Here is a 16,712-nt window from a genome sequence, read left to right as displayed (position 1 = left end):
GTCCTCTCCCCTACCCAACGGTCGCGTGACCCAGATACTGAACCCCGGCTTGGCTTCGGCGTTTGATCGTCATGCAATACGACGCGCTATCGCATCCGCCCCGTCCCCCCGCTGTCCATCGGGCGAAGGTTTCGGTGTCGTTCGGCAAGGGCGGGGTGGTGGCGTCGGTCAGGATGACGAGCGGCGGGATCCTGTCGATCGGGGCGCTGGTGTCGGGAATTTTGCTGTCGACGGCGGTGCTGGTACGGGCATCGGCGCGCGGGCGGCGGGGAGCCGGCTGGCCCCCGCGACTGACCCCCGACACTGACCCCCGCGACTGATTCGGCGCCTCAGGCGGCGACCGAGGCCAGTATCGCTGCGTCCGCCGCCTCGATCTCGGCGGCCTTGGCTTCGACCAGCCGGACGATGTGGTCCACCATGTCGGCGTCCTGGACGTGGTGGTCGGTGACGCCCGAGAGGTAGACCATGTGCTTGCCGTTGCCGCCGCCGGTGATGCCGATATCGGTCTCGCGCGCTTCGCCCGGGCCGTTCACCACGCAGCCGAGGACGCTGAGACTCATCGGCGTGCGGATGTGCTGCAACCGTTCCTCGAGCGCCTGGACGGTGCGGATCACGTCGAAGCCCTGGCGCGCGCACGATGGGCACGAGACGACGCGGACGCCGCGGTTGCGGATGCCGAGCGCTTTGAGGATCTCGAAGCCGACGCGGACTTCCTCCTCGGGCTCGGCGGAGAGCGAGACGCGGATCGTGTCGCCGATGCCGTACCAGAGCAGGCTGCCCATCCCGATCGCCGACTTCACCGTGCCGCCGACGAACCCGCCCGCCTCGGTGATGCCGAGATGCAGCGGACAATCGACCTGCTCGGCGAGCTGCTGATACGCCGCCACCGCGAGGAACAGGTCGGACGCCTTCACCGCGACCTTGAACTCGTGGAAGTCGTGGTCCTGCAACAGCTTGATGTGATCCATCGCCGATTCGACCAGCGCGTCGGGGCATGGCTCGCCGTATTTTTCGAGCAGGTGCCGCTCGAGGCTGCCGCCGTTGACGCCGATCCGGATCGCGCAGCCGTTCGACTTGGCCGCATCGACGACTTCCTTCACGCGCGCTGCCGAGCCGATATTGCCCGGGTTGATCCGCAGGCACGCCGCGCCCGCGTCCGCCGCTTCGAGCGCGCGCTTGTAGTGGAAGTGGATGTCGGCGACGATCGGCACGCGGGATGCGCGGACGATCTGTTTCAGCGCGGTGGTCGATTCGACGTCGGGGCAGCTGACGCGGATGATGTCGACGCCCGCCTCTTCGCAGCGGCGGATCTGGTCGACGGTCGCCTTGACGTCGTCGGTCGGCGTGTTGGTCATCGTCTGCACGGTGACGGGCGCGTCGCCGCCGACGGGGACGGTGCCGACCATGATCTGGCGGCTCGTGCGGCGGGTGATATCGCGCCAGGGACGAAGGGACATGGGGATTCCTCGGGAGTTCGAGCGCGTATATAGCGACTAGCGCGTCGGAACGGAACATCGCTGGCGGGGGTCGCCAATGTCGGTCATAGCGGGGCGCGCACTATAGGAGCTTGGGCGATGACGTTTTCCCTTTACGATGCGACGATCCCCTCGAACCTCCAGATTCTCCGCGCGGTCGACGCGCTGCTCGACAAGGCGGAGGCGTTTGCCGCCGAGCGGGGTCTTGCGCCCGCCGCGCTGATCGGCGCGCGGCTCGCCGACGACATGCTGCCGTTCGGCTATCAGGTGAAATCATGCGCGGTGCATTCGGTCGGCGGGATCGACGGCGTCCGCGGCGGTCGCTTCGCCCCCGACATGTCGCCGTGGCCGACCGACTTCGCCGGGCTCCATGCGCTGGTGCGCGATGCGATCGCGCGGCTGGAGGCGATCGACCGGGAGGCGTTCGATGCGCTCGCGGACGCCGATACCCGGTTCGAGTTCGGGACCGTCACGATGCCCTTCACCGGCGCGAACTTCCTCCTGTCCTTCTCCCAACCCAATTTCTACTTCCACGCCACAACCGCCTACGCGATCCTACGCGCGCAAGGCATGAAACTCGGCAAGCGCGATTTTCTCGGTGCTCCTCGCATGAAGCCGTAAGCAAATCTCAACCGCCAACACCGAGCGATACCCGCACGCGTCTTGCGCCTTTGGACAAGCTCTTGACGGTTGCCCTGCCATCATGATGGGCGCGTTCAAAGCGTTTGAGCGGGTCGCGTAACACCTCATGCGGATCCTAGAACGACGCTCTTGAGCACCCGGCCGCCACGCAACACGACGGCCGCAGCTACACCGATCCCGTTATGAGCCGTTTGCCCCCCGTCACGCCTAGATCAGAACGGCAACCAGCGGCTTTTGTGCGTGATATTCATGTATCCCACATTGACGCCCGCGCGCCAGCCGACGCCCAGACGGATCGGGATCAGGACGACGTTGCCCCGGCGCAGATAGGTCGCCGCGAACCCCCCGACCAGATACAAACGGCCTTCGACCGCCGGAAAGCGTTTGTAAAGCTCTTCGGTATCATACAAATTGTAGACCAGCACAAAGACCTTGTTCGCGTCCCCACCGACATCGAAGCCCACCGATGGTCCTGTCCAATAAACCGGTTGCTGGCCCTCGACCTTGTGGCTCATGATACCCGAGCCATAGCGCACCCCGAGGATGAACGCGCCGGATGCCTCGCGCCCTGCGATGTAGGCGTTGGGTTGACCCTGATCCTTAAGAATATTTTCGAGAATCCCGCCCAGCCCTGCCGCGCCCTTACCGAAAACGCCTTCGCCAGCCGCAAGCAGATCATCGCGCTGATAGGTATCGGCGGCCTGCATCGTTGCCTCGGCGCGCGTTTCGGGCGCTGGTTCATTGGCAGGCGGCGGCGTGACCGGCTCGGTTTGCGCAGGTGTTTCAGGATAGGCCGGGCGCGACGGCTGGGTCGCTGCTTGCGTATGCGATGGCGCGGAATAAGCCTCCGCGGAGAGGTCGCCGTCAATTGCTCGGTTGGGATCGATTGTACGGACCTGCGCGGATGCACCAGTCCAGCACAGGGTCGTCGCTAAGGCACCCAGGCCAAGCCAGAAGCTACGCATGTTGATCAATCCCCAAAAACGAAGGCGCCCTGTCGTCGATCAAGTTAATCAACGTCGGGCTTGCCACGCAATGAACGAACCGAACGGGCGTGTCGAATTTGGGCGAATACGGGATGAGTAGCAGGATCGGGCAGGAGGATTAAGAATGACAGAATTCCCGAGCCGTGCGAATTACAGGCGTTGCTCCCCATGAAGACCCTCGCTATAGCCCCGCATCTGCCGCAGCCGGAGACGTGGGTGAGTGGCTGAAACCAGCGGTTTGCTAAACCGCCGTACCGGGTTTACTGGTACCGAGGGTTCGAATCCCTCCGTCTCCGCCATATCCCGCTCAGGGTTGCGTGCTCCAGCTTAAAACCTTGGTCAAACAATGGCTTGGCGTCGCGCCGCCTATTGATGCTTGCGTCATTTCGACCCGTTTCGACAGCGTGAGTTGGTTAGGGGGTAGCGTCGCTACCGACCGACCCTGCTGCTCAGAGAAGGCGGAAGGCGTGAATGAGCCAAGCCTGCATCAGGGTGCCGGCTTTTCCAGACCAACGCGAGCGCGACGATGGCGCCGGGGAGTCGCGCTATATCCCAAACCGTTCAGCGCCCGTTTGCGGACTAGCGAGATTCGTCACGCCGGCGTCGCGCTCGGCTTCGCATCGAAGGGCGACCAGGGTTTCTTTAATGTGGCAAGCAACATCCTGGTCTCCAACGAGCAAAACCTGTTCGCCGCCGCCGCCGGTTATGCGCTGCCCAACGGATCGCGCACCGGGGTTGATCGTATCGCCGACCCGATCCCCAATGGCGACGAAGACTTCGACCGCATCCATGTGCATCTTCGCGCAGTCGGTTCCGACGCCAAAAGGTTCGCCACGTTCATGACGGAGTTTGCCGTGACGCTCGCAGCAGACTAAGCGGTGCTCAAGCTGCGTTTACACCTACTGGATCGGGCCGACATCGCCGCACCCGCGCCGTTGATGTCCAACGTCAACCATCTAGTACCCGATGAGCGAGAATTGATCGCAGTAATCGGGCTCGCGTTCGAGAACCCGCTGACGCGCCGTGCGTTTCTTGAATTCGATAACGTCACCGCAACGCAGGCTGCGCAAAAAGCGCACATTAGCAGGATTTCTGCGTTCGCCGTCAGTGGAGCCTACGCCTACGTCCGGGACAAGCAGCTGACCATGGCGGGTCTGCGAGGCAGCCGACAGGCCCAGAGTCGTCGACATCGGTTGGACACCGCGAACCTGAAACGGATGGGCGATCCTCGCTAGCGTGATCGCGACCGACGCTGTTATCGGACGGATAAGCTGTTATCGGACGGATAACTCGCCGAGCCAACGACGTGCGTCAGTGCCATGTTGCGCGGAGCAACGAACCGGGCCTAGGCTTCCACGATGGAAAACACCGCACCGTCGCTCGACCTGTTCACCCTCCTCGAGATCGCACTGGAGGAGCGCAACGAAGCTGCCGACGCCTTCGACATGTTTAAGCGGGACGCCGTGATGGCCCACGCGCCGGCTCCCGGTGACGAGCCCGCAATTACGAGCGACGACGCAGCAGAAGCAGCCGCTAACGAAGTCGGGGACTTCAGCGCCGAAGTCCGTGCCCTGCTGAGCACCGCATCGGACGCGGATCTGACGAGCGCCTATGAGCAATCGGGCGGCGAAATTGGGCATCCGGTGGCCGAAGTGCTGCTCGGCGAGATCAAGCGTCGCGGTTTCGGAATCTGATCGATGTGTAATCGAGCACGGTTCGACGGTGAGCCAGAAACCATCACCGAAAGGTTCGGTGCGGAATGGCTTGCAGCGAAGCCGATGGACAACCGGTTCGATCCGAAAGAGCTGCGCCCGTTCGGTCGCGCCTATGTCGTGCGGACCGAAGCGAACCGCCGCGGGCTCGACGTCATGGAATGGGACGTTCTGGCCGGGCAGGCGAAGCAGGCCGGTCGCAAGCTGGCGCAGACCAACGTGCGTACCCTGCATCTGCCGCAATGGCGATCGCTCGTCAGTGACCCGGCTAACCGGTGCCTGATCCCTCTTACAGAGTTTTGCGAATGGGCCCGCGAAACCACCGACCTCGGCGATGGTAAGAAGCCGATCAAGGGGGAGATGTGGTTCGCAGCGACGGACCAGCCCGTGTTCGCGATCGCCGGTTTCTGGCGGCAGGTTGGCGATAGCCGGTATTTCGCGATGGTCACTTGCGACGCGAACGAACTGGTGGCGCCGATACATCCGAAGGCAATGATCACGATCCTGCGACCGGACGATCACGAGCGCTGGCTGACTGGCAGCTATGACGACGTGCTCGCGCTTCAACGTCCATACCCTGCCGACAAGATGACGGTGCGAGGCCCGGTGTTCCCGACGCGCGGGAGTCCATGATCAATCTATGACGATCCTCACCTGATCCCCCCATTGGTGGGAGGACCCAGTGCATCAAGCGCTTCGGATATCAAGGCCGCGACGACCGTCAATCCAAAGCCATCGGCTTCAGCAAGTGCGTCTTCGAGATGCTCGCGAAGCCGCTGGTCGGGTTTGAGATAGCGTTGTGGCACCGATACAGCCTCGCAAGGTCGATGGGTTGATGTTGCTCCGTCATGAGGATGTCGTGGCACCTCCATCAGGTCAATCATCGCGCGGAATGCAACTGTCATGGCACCGCGCGCGATCTGAACTGTTCTCCTATCAAGCCATGCCGGCTTGAGGGTTAGCATCATGAAATTGACCGCAAAGTTCGATACACGGCGCGAAGCGGAGATGACCGTAGAGCGGATTGTTCAACAGTTTGAGATTGATCGCGCGAAGGTTGCCATAACCGCAGACGGCGGAGAGAACACCGCAGGCATAGCCGAGGACGGTTCCGATCAGAAGACTGGCGACTCAAGATCCGAAGCACGTGACGACGCCGAACTGAACGGCAAGGTCGTCGTCACGGTCGAGGTTGCCGACGACGAGACTGCTAGCGAAGTGCGCGAGGCGTTCAACGAATTCGATGCGTCCGAGCAGGCGGTCCGGTAATGGCGACTGACACCGCAACGCAGACCCGACAGCGCGAAATCGCGACCGAGCATCTGCTGTTCAAGCTTATGGAATATGTCGAGGCACGGCACGCCGGGCTTCTCGATTTTATGGAGCAAAGCCTCGATCATCTCGGGGATCCAGCAACTGACGAAACCAAAAACGACGAAGCGGTCTGCCAGATTGCCCAGTCCATGATTGCGGGCGCGCGCAAGCAGGATATGGGCTAAACGCGCACCGTCCCTGGCTTGGGAATGTCGGTCGTCCCTGTTGGCGACCGCATTTCCGAAAACATCTTCCACGCGCGATGGGGCCCTGCGACGCGGTCACGGCCGTCCATAAAAAGCATGTGCGGTCTTGCCCCTAACGGGCAAATCGTCGAGCTAGATTGCGGCCATTGTGTACGCTCTCAGTGCTCGAGCGGTACCAAGGTTCGGATAAGGGGAGCACGAGCGCCGAATTTTGGAGCGGGTCGCTTAGTCAAGCGGTAGATCCGCGTCGTGCCCGGTGCACGCTACCGAACGGCCAGTCGCTGTCGCACCGCAATCGCGGTCTAGTGACGGGATCGCTACTAGCGCAATATCACAAGGGGAAGTGCCGCTCGGACGCTCATGTGACCTTATATTGCTACGCCTGCGACCTATCTGCCAGCGACTTATGCCAAACGTCCCACCTCTAATCCTCGCTATCGGCGACAGCCTCATTGCGGGATACGGACTAGCCGCCGCGGACAGCTTTCCGGCACAGCTCCAGTCCTCGCTGCAGGCTCGATATCCCAACGTGTCTGTCATGAACGCCGGTGTGTCGGGCGATACGACCGCTGACGTCCTGCGGCGGCTGCCCCGGCTGCTGTCCAGCCTTACTCGGCTTCCGGCGCTCGCGATCGTGCAGGTCGGGCCGAACGACGTCCTGCGGCAGGCGCCCGTGGTCCGTACCCGCGCACAACTCGGACAGATCCTGCTGAGCCTGCGCAATTGCGGCATTCCTGTGATCCTGACGACCGTCGAGCCGCCGGCGTTGCTGCGTGACCGCGCCGCTGCTTATCTGGGCATCCATGCGGCGCTGGCGGCCGAACACGGTGCGACGATTTGGCCATTCTTCCCGCCAGGTGTGCTGGGTCATTCCGAAATGGTGCTGGGAGATAGGGTGCATCCGAATGCGAAGGCGATCGGTGCGGTTGTGGCCGCGCTGCGGCCGGTGGTGGAGCGGATGGTGTAGCGCCGCGCGTTCAAGCGTACCGCGGGCCGTTCGGCGCGCGTCGGTATAGGGGGTGAGCATCGTGGCGACAGAGCCGAAGTGGTTGAAGGCGGCGAGGGCGAAGCTGGGCACCAAAGAGGCTGCCGATTCGGCGAACAGCTCCACCATTCTCGGTTGGGCCAAGCGGCTCGGCACAAAAGTCCTGGGCATGGTCTACAACGCCGACAGCGTTCCGTGGTGCGGCGTGTTCGTCGCCTACTGCCTTCAGGAAGACGGAATCGAGCCCATAGCGATCGCGGTCCGTGCGACGTCGTGGTCGACATGGGGGCAGGCACTTCGTCCAGAACGGCTGGCACCGGGCGCGGTGCTGGTTTTCGAGCGTCCGGGCGGTGGTCATGTCGGATTCTATATCGGCGAGGATGCCGCGGCGTATCATGTTCTCGGCGGCAATCAGGGCGATGCCGTCACGGTCGCAAGAGTCGCCAAGGATCGGTGCATTGCGCGGCGCTGGCCGTCAGGTCGTCCTGTCATCGGCAAGCCGATGCAGATGGCCGCGCGCAAGCCGATCTCGACCGACGAATCCTGACCGCGGGATCCTATTCTCGGTTACCGCCGCGGTAACCCTCAATATCTGGAACGATCATCGGTCGACACCGCTTCTAAGACCATCTGCAACCTGAACTGTCGACAGGAACCACAATGAGCACGAACCTCATATCCGCCGTTTTCGATACTCACGCCGAAGCAGAGCGCGCGGTGTCGGAGCTTCGCGCAGCCGGGGTGAACGACACCGCCATCTCGGTCGTCGCGCAACACGACGGCAAGAACACGACGGCCGACGGCGCCGGCAACGACACGCAGGAATTCGTTGGCAAGGTCGCGGCCGGCGCCGGTATCGGGACCCTGCTCGGCATTGCGGCGCTCGCCATCCCCGGTGTCGGTCCGCTGGTCGCCGCAGGTGCGATCGCATCCGCAGCGATTCCCGGTGCCGCGATTACGGGTGCGGCGCTTGGCGGTGCCGTCGGGGGTCTTGAGAAAGTGATGACCGACCACGGTGTCAGCCGAGTCGACGCAAGCTATTACGAGGGGCGCATCAACGAGGGCGGTGTGTTCGTATCGGTCGATACCAGCACTGCCGGCATTACCTCGGAGGACGCCGCCGACGTGCTGTATCGCTCTGGTGGCCACACCGCCACGCGTACCAAAGAAGCCGTGGCGTAACCGTCCGCGATTCGAGGGGGCGGCGCACGCCCCCCCTCGATGACTTACATTCAGCGTGCAACCGGCGCAGGGGTCTGCTGATGTTGCACGACCCGCCACTCCTCGTGTTCGAGCCGCCGCATCGTCGTCGTGCAATAGGCGGTATAACCGGTTGATCCGTCACGCTTGGCTTCGGCCTTGTAGGCGATCGCGATCAGGCCCTCCTGCGGCCGCATGATCTGCTGTTCGCTGAAGCTGACATCCGACCAGCGGGGCGTATCCGAGACGGCTTCAATAGCTTGGGCGCCCGTGAGCACAAAGGGGTGCTCGGGCAGCACCATCACGCACTCGTCGTCGATAAGCGCGCGGTACTGCTCGGCATTCCCGATCCAGAGACTTTCTTCAAAGTCCCATACCCGATTGTCGTCCATTCCATGTCTCCTTCTCTTGCAGTCGAGCGCGGAAACACCCCGGTTCGTTCCTCATGAAGTGATTGGATGACGGGGTTTTGATCGCGCGAGCATCCTATGTTGCCGTGGCCACGCGTTTGGTCATCGCTGCGACGTGTCGGCCATCTATGCGACCGCGCAATCGACGCTGAGTTTGATCGCTGCGGCCGACGACTATGGCAACGCCCGCGTCGGCAAGCCGCCTCGCGGACCCGATGCCTTCCGTGAGCCCATGACGCTGGTGAGTTCGCTGGTTCGAGCGTTCTGCATTCTGCATTCTGCATTCTGCATGAAGCGTGGTCCTGTTCATGCCCGATGACCGACCATCGTCCCAATGAGCGAAGACGCCAAACTGGCAGACGTTCTTGCGCCGCACCTTATTCATCGTATGCGGGACGGCGCGACGCCTGGCTGTCGCTTCATCTTCCCTTACCGAACCGCATTCGGATTCACGGCCGACGATGCGGCGATCATCGGCGCGCGATCAAGCGCCTCCGCCCGGCCCAGCTGACCGCGCCGGATGCCGTGGTGCTGGCGACCGGCGCGGGACTGTCCCTTTGCCGGACGGTAAAATGTATCGGCGCGCACAGGGAACATGGGGGATTACGCAGCGTGGTGCGTATGTTTGAGGCAATGGGGAGCGAACGATGCAGGATGCTGTCAATTATCGACTAACCCAGCTGGCGGCGATGCCGGTGCCGGCGACGCTCGACGCGCTCGAGGCGGACGTGTTCGCGACGATCGAAAAGAATGCACGGTCCCGCATGACAAGCCGGACGATCGGCGCGTGGTCGGTCGGCGCGGCGCTCGCGCTGGGCCTGTTCGGCGGCATCAGTCTGGGCAGCGGCGCGACACCAGCGCAGGCGGCGAGTCCGATCGGCATCGACGCCGCGCTGGCGCCATCGACGTTGCTGGGCCGATGACGCCGGCGTTTCGGCGCGCGATGCTGACGATCCTGCTCGCGTTTCTTGCAGCAGTCGCGGGCGTATTGATCGGTGGCAATATCCTGTCGGCACGTCCGTCCCACGGCACCGAGCTCCACGCGCTGCTCCACCGCGAGATTACGCTGGACGTCCGGCAGGAGGTCGCACTCGATGAGCTGGAAGCGCGTTTTGCGACCCTGCGTACCGCGCTCGAAGGTCAACTTCGTGCGGACAACGTGCGTCTCGCCGCCGCGATCGAGCGCGAGCATGACAATGGCCCGGCGGTCGCGGCAGCGGTCGATCGATCGCATCATACGATGGGCGCGTTGCAGAAAGCGACGCTGGCGCACGTTTTCGCGATGCGCCGACTCATGCGCTCCGACCAGACGGCGGCGTTCGACCGGGTCGTGGTACAGGCACTGACACCTAGCCAATGACCATTGGCTCATGAGCGTCGATCTCGACCTGCTCGAGGATGCCGCGCTGGTCGCCCTTCACCTCAGGGGGCCCTTGGCCGGACGACAGGCCGCGTTTGCCGCACTGATGCGGCGTCACAAGCAACCGCTCTATCGCCTGATCGTCGCGCAGATCGGCGATCCCGACGATGCGCTCGATCTGCTCCAGGAAAGTTTCGTGTCGGCGCATGCCGCGCTCGGACGCTTTGACGCGAGCCGGTCGTTGCGCGCGTGGCTGGCGCGGATCGCGATCAACAAAAGCCGCGACTGGCATCGACGACGACGGGTCCGCCGCTTCCTAACGCGCGTTCTGCCGATCGAGGCTGGCGACCAGATCGCCGACGCCGCCGCGGATACGGAAGCGCAGGCGATCGATCGCGACGATCTGGCACGCACGCTTGCCGGCATCGCGCGCCTGCCCGCGTCGCTGCGCGATCCGCTGCTGCTGTGCGCGGTCGACGAACTCAGCCAAGCGGAAGCCGCCGAGGCGCTCGGTATCACCGCAAAGGCGGTGGAGACGCGTGTACGGCGTGCCCGCGCTGCTCTGGCGGCGGACGCAGTAGCTCGGCCATAGACCAGAATTCAACAGCCCCTCACCCGCCAAACCCGGCATCAGAATAATCGCCCGCATGAGGGATCGACGTCTCACAGCCGTATGAACGATATGACGCCGCCGTGTATTGCCCGAGGATCCGTATGACACGACTGACCCGCCGCCGCTTTCTGCGCGAGGCCACGCTAGGCGGCGGCGCGTTGGCGGCGCCCTGGCTGCCGGCTTGGGCGCAGCCGGTATCGGCGGGGATCGCGACCCCGCCTGTGACCCTATCGGGTACCGACATCGCGCTGAAGGTCGCGCATCAGATAATGACGATCAACGGCAAGTCCTCGCACGCGATCGGTATCAACGGCACCGTCCCCGCGCCGCTGATCCGGTTGAAACAGGGGCAGACCGTACGGCTCGCGGTCACCAATGATCTCGACGAGGAAACCTCGATCCACTGGCACGGCCTGCTCGTGCCGTTCCAGATGGACGGCGTACCGGGAATCAGCTTTCCAGGCATCCCGGCACGGACCACCTTCACCTATGAATTTCCGGTTATCCAGGCCGGGACCTATTGGTATCACAGCCATTCGGGGTTGCAGGAGCAGATGGGGCATTACGGCCCGATCGTGATCGATCCCGCCGGTGCTGATCCGATTATGTTCGACCGCGAACACGTGGTCGTGCTGTCGGATCACAGCCCGCTGCATCCGCACGCGATCTTTCGCAAGCTGAAGCTCCAAGGCGGCTATTTCAACTATCAGAAACAGACACTTGCCGGGATGCTCGCGGGACGCGATCAGCCCGCAGGCACGCGAAAAATGTGGGGCAGGATGCGGATGGATCCAACCGACGTGTCCGACGTGACCGGGTCCACCTACACCTATCTGGTCAACGGCCACGGTCCCGCGGACAACTGGACCGCGCTGTTCGCGCCGGGCGAGAGCATCCGGCTGCGGATCATCAATGCGTCGGCGATGACCAACTTCAACGTTCGCATTCCAGGCCTGACCCTGACGATCGTACAGGCCGACGGGCAGAGCGTGCGGCCAGTTGCGGTCGACGAGTTCCAGATCGCGGTCGCGGAGACCTATGACGTGATCGTCAAGCCGGTCGATCCCGCCGCCTATACGGTGGTCGCTGAAGCCTGGGACCGGTCTGGAATGGCGCGCGCGACTTTGGCGCCACGGGTCGGGATGGCCGCCGCAGTCCCTGCGCTGCGCACACGCCCGCTCGCGACGATGAAGGACATGGGTATGGGCGACATGGCCGGAATGAATCACGGCGCTATGGCAGGCATGGACATGACGGGCATGGATCATGGTGGGAACGAGTCCCCCCCTGCCCTGTGTCGTCCCGAACATGCGGCTTTGAGTCATTGCACACTTGGTGAACCGCAGGGTCGTGAGCCGGCCATGCCGGCGATGAGCCACGCCATGCGCGATTTTGCGAACGCGCCCGGCCTGCCGAAGACACCGACCGTGCAGACTGTTGCGCCGATGCCGATGGATCGCACCGGCGAACCGCCACAAGGGCTTGGCGACGTCGGCCACACGGTGCTGGTCTACAAAGATCTCATCGCCCTTGAGCGTAACCCCGATCTGCGCGCGCCGTCCCGCCGGATGCAGATCCACCTCACCGGCAACATGGAACGCTATATGTGGGCGTTCGACGGCGTGAAGCTGAACGAGGTCAAGGCTCCGATCCCGTTCCGGCAGGGTGAACGCGTCCGCGTAACGCTGGTGAACGACACGATGATGGCGCATCCGATCCACCTGCACGGCCATTTCTTCGAGCTAGTGACCGGCCATGGCGACCATGCGCCGCGCAAGCACACCATCAACGTCGCTCCCGGTGGCACCGCGACGTTCGACCTGACCGCGGATGCGGTCGGCGACTGGGCGTTCCACTGCCACATGCTCTATCATATGCACGCGGGCATGATGCAGGTCGTCACCGTACGTCCCGATGGCGCGGGGACTCACGGCAACGGAGCGGCGGCATGAAGACGTTCGGCTTTCTCGTTGCGACCATCACGGCGATGCCGGCTGCGGCACAGATGCACGACATGGGCGGGATGAAGATGCCCGGTATGGTCATGTCCAAACCCGCGTCTCCCAAACCGGCGCCCAAAAAGCCCATGCCTAAAAGACCTTCGCCGAGACACTCCAAGCCTGGGAAGGCAGCATCGGCGCCGTCGCAAACCGTCAAACCGGTCGCCTCCGCGAAGCCCGCGATGGGCATGCCGCCGAATGTCACCTGCTCGGCCGAGCATGCCGCCATGGGCCATTGCAAACCCACCACTACCCGTGAAGCCGCGCCACCACATGCAATGCCCGACATGCCTGCAGCCGCAACCGCGTGCCCACCCGATCACGCCGCCATGGGCCATTGCTCGCCGGCCGCACCGAATGGCGGCGCCGCACACTCTCTGGCCATCGGCACCGATCAACCGGCAGGCGATGCCCCGCCCCCTGCGCCTCCGACCACGCTGGCGGCGGCACGCTTCTATGATCCCGCGACGATGGCGACGGCCAACCGGATTATGCGCGACGAGCATGGCGGCATGCAAATGAGCCAAATTCTGTTCAACCTCGCCGAGGTGCAGGTGCGAAATGGCCGTGACGGCTATCGCTGGGACGGAGCGGGCTGGTTCGGCGGCGACATCGACCGGCTGGTGGTCAAGAGCGAGGGCGAGGGCGGGTTCGGCGACAAGGTCAAGAGCGCCGAGGTGCAGGCGCTGTATTCGCGCACACTTGACCCCTATTGGAATCTTCAGGCCGGCTTCCGCCAGGATTTGGGCGCCGGCGCCAAGCGAACCTATGTCACGGTGGGCATCGAGGGCCTCGCGCCCTATTGGTTCGACGTCGAAGGCGCAGTGTTCCTCTCTGACAAGGGCGACGCGCTGGCGCGTGCCGAGGCGTGGTATGATCAACGCCTGACCCAGCGCGCGACGCTGCAACCCCGCATCGAATTGAACGTCGCGGCACAGGATATGCCAGGCAGCCGTATCGGCGCCGGACTAACGACCGCCGAGCTCGGACTGAGACTACGCTACGAGATCACGCGGGAGTTCGCCCCCTATTTCGGCGTATCGTGGGAGCGTCGCTATGGCGCTACCGCCCGCTATGCGCGCGCCGAGGGCGAAGACGGTGGGGGCTTTGCGCTCGCAGTCGGCGCCCGCACCTGGTTCTGACCGTCGGATCGCCGTGATCATGCTGCACTGATGGCAGCCTGATAAAAGTGGCTGCACTTGGCGAAACGGTTCGATCTATTTCGTTTGCCGGCTAGCACGGACCTGACAACAATCTCTGTCGCAGATTATGGTAAGATCGCATCGGCCTGGGCCGCTGTCTCCCTTTAGGAAACTGGAGCGGGCGAAGGGATTCGAACCCTCGACCCCAACCTTGGCAAGGTTGTGCTCTACCCCTGAGCTACGCCCGCTCTGGCGCCGTAGTCTCCGGTCTGAAGCGACACGGTGACTGGGTGAGGCGCGCTGTTAGCCCGGTGTTTCCGGAACGGCAAGCACCTTTTCAACATTGTGGTGAGATTCGTCGATTTTGTTGTGCACTGCACAAAGCGGTCAGGCGATTCACGATTCCGCTTGGCGACTCCCCGCATAGAACATTACAAGAACAATTGTGAACGAGTCGTCCGCCCTGATTGCCCGCCTGAAGCGGATCGCCACGACCGGGATACCGACCCAGGGTGACGGCCGGGCCGACGATGCCTGGCTGACACAGGGCATGGCCAAGGCGCAGCTGCACGAGATTTTCGCGAGCGTCGACGATTCGGCGAGCGGCGCGGGGTTCGCCGTCGCCACCCTGTTGGCGGCACGTGCGGCCCCGGTGCTGTGGCTCAGGACCGAGGCGAGCGAGCGTCAGGGCGGGCGGCTGCATGCGACCGGACTGGTCGAGATGGGGCTCGACGTGACCTCGCTGGTGCTGGGATTGGTCGAGGACGAGGCGGGTTTGCTGCGTGCGGCCGCCGATGCCGCGCGGTGCCATGGACTGGGGACGCTTTTGATCGAGTCCTGGGGTCGTGCGCCGAAGATCGACCTGACCGCGACGCGCCGGCTGATGCTGGCCGCCGAAGCCTCGGGCGTGACGATCCTGAGTTTACGCATTGGTGCAGACCCGGTGCCGAGCGCCGCGGCGTCGCGCTGGCAGGTCGCGGCGTGTCGGTCGAGACCGCTGGAGGCCGACGCGCCGGGCAAACCTGCCTTCGATATCGAATTGCTGCGTCGACGCGGAGGCCAGGCCGGGCTTCGCTGGCGTGTGGAGTGGGACCGTGACGCGTATATTTTCGACCAAACCGCCTTCGTCTTTGGCGATCCCGCGGCGCTACCTGGCGCTGGTATTTCCGTGGCTGCCGATCGAGCGGCTGCGGACGATGCGGCCACATCTGTTCGTCGGACGGGCTGAGACGCCGATCGCGTTCGTCGAGACGGTGTCGGGCGGGGTCCGGCTCAAGGCGCTCGACCGCGAGGCGATGAGGGCCGGACTTCAACCGGGGCTGACACTGGCGGATGCGCGTGCGCGGGTGCCCGAGCTGGAGGTGTACGAGCATGACGCGCATGCCGATCACGAATGGCTAGAGCGGCTGGCGGACGGATGTCAGCGCTATACGCCGTCGGTCGCGCTCGACGCGCCCGATGGGCTGATCCTCGATATCGCCGGGTGCGTCCACGAGTTCGAGGGCGAGCGGCGGCTGGCGGCCGATCTCGAGGAACGCCTCGCACGACGTGGGCTGCTGGTGCGCCACGCGTTTGGCGACACGCCCGATACCGCGCGCGCACTGGCACGCTATGCGGGCGCCCCTGCCCCCGATGAAAAGCGTGCGGTCAAGCGGTTGCCCGTCGCCGCGCTGGGCCTCGATGAGGATGCGACGACCGCACTGTCGCGCGCTGGGCTGAAAACGGTCGGCGACGTGATGGCGCGCCCGCTTAGCGTGATCGCGGCGCGGTTCGGCGAAGAGGCGGCGATGATGATCCGCCGGCTCGACGGATCGATAAAGGGCCCGATAATCGCGCGTCGCACGGTCCCGAAGATCGGTGTCGAGCGCTGCTTCGCCGAACCGATCGCACGGACCGAATACGCGCTGGAAATGCTGGCCGAGCTTGCCACCGAGGCCGCCGTCCAGCTGGTCGAGCGTCACGAAGGCGGCCGGCGGTGGGAGGCGCGCCTATTCCGCGCGGATGGCCTGGTCCAGCGGTTGCGGATCGAGACCGGCCAGCCGACGCGCGACGTGCCGCTGCTGATGCGGCTGTTCCGCGAGCGGATCGACAGCCTCGCCGATCCGCTCGACCCGGGGTTCGGCTATGACATGGTCCGGCTCGACGTTGCGCTCGCCGAAAAACTCGATGCATCGCAATTGAAGCTCGAGGGCGGCGAGGCACAGAAGGGGGAGGTCGCCGCGCTTGTCGATCAGCTCGGCACGCGGCTGGGCCGGGCGCGCGTCCGTCGGTTTTCCGCGCGCGACAGCCATATTCCCGAACAGGCCGAACTGATGCTGCCCGCCGCCGAGACCCCCGCCCCGACCCCGTGGGTCGCGCCCGAGACGGGCGAGCCGCCGCTCCGCCCGATCTATCTGTTCGACCCGCCGCAGCCAATTGAATCGATGATGGCCGAGGTCCCCGACGGGCCGCCGCACCGCTTCCGCTGGCGCCGCACCGTCCACGACGTCGCGCATAGCGAAGGGCCGGAACGGATCGCGGGCGAATGGTGGCGGCGCGAGGATATCCCGACGCGCGATTACTACCGGATCGAGGACCGCCGCGGCCGACGCTTCTGGATCTTCCGCCATGGGCTGTACACCGAGATGGAGGCACCGCGCTGGTACCTCCACGGCGTGTTCGCGTGAC

The 16,712-nt window shown here is 64.3% G+C and carries 24 protein-coding genes and 2 tRNA genes; 21 read left to right on the top strand and 5 right to left on the bottom strand.

Annotated elements, in window-relative coordinates; all coding sequences use genetic code 11:
- The first annotated feature begins 62 nt into the window (after nt 1–62).
- Nucleotides 63–320 (top strand): hypothetical protein, encoded by a 258-nt coding sequence (locus ASF00_RS05335; protein ID WP_055875046.1) that lies wholly within the window; start codon nt 63–65, stop codon nt 318–320.
- A gap of 9 nt (nt 321–329) precedes the next feature.
- Here the strand turns inward: ASF00_RS05335 and ispG are convergent, their stop codons facing one another.
- Nucleotides 330–1,457 carry a flavodoxin-dependent (E)-4-hydroxy-3-methylbut-2-enyl-diphosphate synthase gene (gene ispG / locus ASF00_RS05330; RefSeq protein WP_055875044.1) on the bottom strand — a complete coding sequence of 376 codons (1,128 nt, stop codon included), beginning with the start codon at nt 1,455–1,457 and terminating at the stop codon, nt 330–332.
- 117 nt (nt 1,458–1,574) lie between these two features.
- Between ispG and ASF00_RS05325 the strand changes: the two genes are divergently transcribed.
- Nucleotides 1,575–2,096, top strand: coding sequence for a DUF1993 domain-containing protein (locus tag ASF00_RS05325; RefSeq protein ID WP_055875041.1), 522 nt, complete (start codon nt 1,575–1,577; stop codon nt 2,094–2,096).
- 233 nt (nt 2,097–2,329) lie between these two features.
- On the opposite strand, the gene ASF00_RS05320 is transcribed toward ASF00_RS05325, so the two are convergent.
- Nucleotides 2,330–3,082: a DUF1134 domain-containing protein gene (locus ASF00_RS05320; RefSeq protein WP_055875504.1), complete on the bottom strand. Its 753-nt coding sequence runs from the start codon at nt 3,080–3,082 to the stop codon at nt 2,330–2,332.
- 227 nt (nt 3,083–3,309) lie between these two features.
- Between ASF00_RS05320 and ASF00_RS05315 the strand changes: the two genes are divergently transcribed.
- The 5 genes from ASF00_RS05315 to ASF00_RS05295 all read left to right on the top strand — a co-directional run bounded on the left by ASF00_RS05315 (nt 3,310) and on the right by ASF00_RS05295 (nt 5,448).
- Nucleotides 3,310–3,402 (top strand) — tRNA-Ser (locus ASF00_RS05315).
- Between the two features lie 18 nt (nt 3,403–3,420).
- Nucleotides 3,421–3,978 (top strand): hypothetical protein, encoded by a 558-nt coding sequence (locus ASF00_RS18255; RefSeq protein WP_156348164.1) that lies wholly within the window; start codon nt 3,421–3,423, stop codon nt 3,976–3,978.
- 3 nt (nt 3,979–3,981) lie between these two features.
- Nucleotides 3,982–4,338: a hypothetical protein gene (locus ASF00_RS05305; protein ID WP_055875034.1), complete on the top strand. Its 357-nt coding sequence runs from the start codon at nt 3,982–3,984 to the stop codon at nt 4,336–4,338.
- A 123-nt stretch (nt 4,339–4,461) separates the two neighbouring features.
- Nucleotides 4,462–4,797: a hypothetical protein gene (locus ASF00_RS05300; protein ID WP_055875031.1), complete on the top strand. Its 336-nt coding sequence runs from the start codon at nt 4,462–4,464 to the stop codon at nt 4,795–4,797.
- 3 nt (nt 4,798–4,800) lie between these two features.
- Nucleotides 4,801–5,448: an SOS response-associated peptidase gene (locus tag ASF00_RS05295; RefSeq protein WP_055875028.1), complete on the top strand. Its 648-nt coding sequence runs from the start codon at nt 4,801–4,803 to the stop codon at nt 5,446–5,448.
- A gap of 17 nt (nt 5,449–5,465) precedes the next feature.
- On the opposite strand, the gene ASF00_RS18250 is transcribed toward ASF00_RS05295, so the two are convergent.
- Complete coding sequence (locus ASF00_RS18250; RefSeq protein WP_156348163.1) at nt 5,466–5,783, bottom strand: hypothetical protein; 318 nt, start codon at nt 5,781–5,783, stop codon at nt 5,466–5,468.
- Here ASF00_RS18250 and ASF00_RS05290 point away from each other — a divergent pair.
- The 5 genes from ASF00_RS05290 to ASF00_RS05270 all read left to right on the top strand — a co-directional run bounded on the left by ASF00_RS05290 (nt 5,782) and on the right by ASF00_RS05270 (nt 8,502).
- A complete protein-coding gene (locus tag ASF00_RS05290) occupies nt 5,782–6,084 on the top strand; it encodes a hypothetical protein (protein WP_055875025.1) in 303 nt (100 codons plus the stop codon). The genes ASF00_RS18250 and ASF00_RS05290 overlap by 2 nt on opposite strands.
- A complete protein-coding gene (locus ASF00_RS05285) occupies nt 6,084–6,314 on the top strand; it encodes a hypothetical protein (RefSeq protein WP_055875022.1) in 231 nt (76 codons plus the stop codon). The genes ASF00_RS05290 and ASF00_RS05285 overlap by 1 nt, the downstream gene beginning before the upstream one ends.
- A 427-nt stretch (nt 6,315–6,741) precedes the next feature.
- On the top strand, nt 6,742–7,302 hold the full coding sequence (locus tag ASF00_RS05280; protein WP_055875019.1) for a GDSL-type esterase/lipase family protein: 561 nt from the start codon (nt 6,742–6,744) through the stop codon (nt 7,300–7,302).
- Between the two features lie 61 nt (nt 7,303–7,363).
- On the top strand, nt 7,364–7,867 hold the full coding sequence (locus tag ASF00_RS05275; protein WP_162233557.1) for a TIGR02594 family protein: 504 nt from the start codon (nt 7,364–7,366) through the stop codon (nt 7,865–7,867).
- Nucleotides 7,868–7,980: 113 nt separating this feature from the next.
- A complete protein-coding gene (locus tag ASF00_RS05270; protein ID WP_055875013.1) occupies nt 7,981–8,502 on the top strand; it encodes a hypothetical protein in 522 nt (173 codons plus the stop codon).
- A gap of 50 nt (nt 8,503–8,552) precedes the next feature.
- Here ASF00_RS05270 and ASF00_RS05265 read toward each other — a convergent pair whose 3' ends face one another.
- Entirely contained in the window at nt 8,553–8,912 is a 360-nt protein-coding gene (locus ASF00_RS05265) for a DUF4440 domain-containing protein (protein WP_055875010.1), read from the bottom strand.
- A gap of 133 nt (nt 8,913–9,045) precedes the next feature.
- Here ASF00_RS05265 and ASF00_RS05260 point away from each other — a divergent pair, with 133 nt between their 5' ends.
- The 7 genes from ASF00_RS05260 (at nt 9,046) to ASF00_RS05235 (ending at nt 14,045) form a co-directional block, all read left to right on the top strand.
- Entirely contained in the window at nt 9,046–9,249 is a 204-nt protein-coding gene (locus ASF00_RS05260; protein WP_055875007.1) for a hypothetical protein, read from the top strand.
- 15 nt (nt 9,250–9,264) lie between these two features.
- Entirely contained in the window at nt 9,265–9,441 is a 177-nt protein-coding gene (locus ASF00_RS18245; RefSeq protein WP_156348162.1) for a hypothetical protein, read from the top strand.
- A gap of 136 nt (nt 9,442–9,577) precedes the next feature.
- Entirely contained in the window at nt 9,578–9,853 is a 276-nt protein-coding gene (locus tag ASF00_RS05255) for a hypothetical protein (RefSeq protein WP_055875005.1), read from the top strand.
- Nucleotides 9,850–10,290 (top strand): periplasmic heavy metal sensor, encoded by a 441-nt coding sequence (locus ASF00_RS05250; protein WP_055875002.1) that lies wholly within the window; start codon nt 9,850–9,852, stop codon nt 10,288–10,290. The genes ASF00_RS05255 and ASF00_RS05250 overlap by 4 nt, the downstream gene beginning before the upstream one ends.
- 10 nt (nt 10,291–10,300) lie before the next feature.
- The gene (locus tag ASF00_RS05245; protein ID WP_055874999.1) at nt 10,301–10,882 is read left to right on the top strand and encodes an RNA polymerase sigma factor; all 582 of its coding nucleotides are present in this window, start codon (nt 10,301–10,303) and stop codon (nt 10,880–10,882) included.
- Between the two features lie 122 nt (nt 10,883–11,004).
- A complete protein-coding gene (locus ASF00_RS05240; RefSeq protein WP_082463219.1) occupies nt 11,005–12,855 on the top strand; it encodes a copper resistance system multicopper oxidase in 1,851 nt (616 codons plus the stop codon).
- Nucleotides 12,852–14,045, top strand: a complete 1,194-nt coding sequence (locus ASF00_RS05235; protein ID WP_055874996.1) for a copper resistance protein B — start codon at nt 12,852–12,854, stop codon at nt 14,043–14,045. The genes ASF00_RS05240 and ASF00_RS05235 overlap by 4 nt, the downstream gene beginning before the upstream one ends.
- Before the next feature lie 173 nt (nt 14,046–14,218).
- On the opposite strand, the gene ASF00_RS05230 is transcribed toward ASF00_RS05235, so the two are convergent.
- A tRNA-Gly gene (locus ASF00_RS05230) sits at nt 14,219–14,293 on the bottom strand.
- Between the two features lie 197 nt (nt 14,294–14,490).
- Between ASF00_RS05230 and ASF00_RS05225 the strand changes: the two genes are divergently transcribed.
- On the top strand, nt 14,491–15,273 hold the full coding sequence (locus tag ASF00_RS05225) for an ImuA family protein (protein WP_055874993.1): 783 nt from the start codon (nt 14,491–14,493) through the stop codon (nt 15,271–15,273).
- A complete protein-coding gene (locus ASF00_RS05220; protein WP_235525628.1) occupies nt 15,242–16,711 on the top strand; it encodes a Y-family DNA polymerase in 1,470 nt (489 codons plus the stop codon). Before ASF00_RS05225 ends, ASF00_RS05220 begins: the two co-directional genes overlap by 32 nt.
- Nucleotide 16,712: the final 1 nt, after the last annotated feature.

The organism is Sphingomonas sp. Leaf34 (assembly GCF_001421805.1).
Taxonomy (GTDB): domain Bacteria; phylum Pseudomonadota; class Alphaproteobacteria; order Sphingomonadales; family Sphingomonadaceae; genus Sphingomonas.
This window is presented reverse-complemented; position numbering and strand designations above follow the sequence as displayed.